The sequence below is a fragment of the Roseateles sp. P5_E8 genome (assembly GCF_054177665.1).
The window spans coordinates 1-1,081 of sequence record NZ_JBGCUM010000137.1 but is presented as its reverse complement, the minus strand read 5'-3'; the positions used below and the strand labels follow the sequence as shown (position 1 = coordinate 1,081).

The following is a 1,081-nucleotide window of genomic DNA, read 5'->3' as shown; positions in this document are numbered from 1 at the left end:
ACTCTAATGAGACTGCCGGTGACAAACCGGAGGAAGGTGGGGATGACGTCAGGTCATCATGGCCCTTATGGGTAGGGCTACACACGTCATACAATGGCCGGGACAGAGGGCTGCCAACCCGCGAGGGGGAGCTAATCCCAGAAACCCGGTCGTAGTCCGGATCGTAGTCTGCAACTCGACTGCGTGAAGTCGGAATCGCTAGTAATCGCGGATCAGCTTGCCGCGGTGAATACGTTCCCGGGTCTTGTACACACCGCCCGTCACACCATGGGAGCGGGTTCTGCCAGAAGTAGTTAGCCTAACCGCAAGGAGGGCGATTACCACGGCAGGGTTCGTGACTGGGGTGAAGTCGTAACAAGGTAGCCGTATCGGAAGGTGCGGCTGGATCACCTCCTTTCTAGATAGATCGCGCCTCATCATTACTTCGGTAGTGGCAGAGCAAGGTCGCTATAGAGCGAAAGCTCAAACACTTGGTTTCAAGCGCCCACACTTATCGGCTGTCACACAACAGTGAGTGAAATTGCGTGAGCCTGTTGAGCTGGCCTCGACAGGCTGACAAGCAACAGAGTTCATGCGCATGGTTCGCGTGGGTCTGTAGCTCAGTCGGTTAGAGCACCGTCTTGATAAGGCGGGGGTCGCTGGTTCGAATCCAGCCAGACCCACCACGGCAAGTCGTGAGATTTGAACCGGGGGATTAGCTCAGCTGGGAGAGCACCTGCTTTGCAAGCAGGGGGTCGTCGGTTCGATCCCGTCATCCTCCACCAGTTTCACTCATTTAAGTTGGTAAACCTTAGCGAATAGCAATGTTCGCTGAGGTTTACCAGCTCTGGTCTGCAAAGATCGGCTGTTGTTCTTTAACAATTTGTAGAGTCGAATCAGCGCTGTTAGCGGAAAGTACCTCCTGGTACACCGTGCCGCTAACAGCGATTTTGATTGCGTCAAACATAGACTTCAACTAAGCAAGAAATTGATTAGGTATGAAGAACGGCGTAACGCGTGAATACTCAAATAACACACGGGTGAAATAAGATCCGTGTGAGTCCTTGACGACAGTGCAGTCAGCGCTGTCAAAGTTATAGGG

At 53.1% G+C, this 1,081-nt stretch carries 2 tRNA genes and 1 rRNA gene; all 3 read left to right on the top strand.

From position 1 onward, the window contains the following. Positions 1-397 (top strand): 16S ribosomal RNA (locus ACXRVZ_RS27640); the annotation flags it as partial. A gap of 191 nt (positions 398-588) precedes the next feature. Beyond that, positions 589-665, top strand: a tRNA-Ile gene (locus ACXRVZ_RS27635). Positions 666-688: 23 nt separating this feature from the next. Continuing rightward, positions 689-764: transfer RNA gene (locus ACXRVZ_RS27630), tRNA-Ala, on the top strand. The last annotated feature ends 317 nt before the right edge of the window (positions 765-1,081 follow it).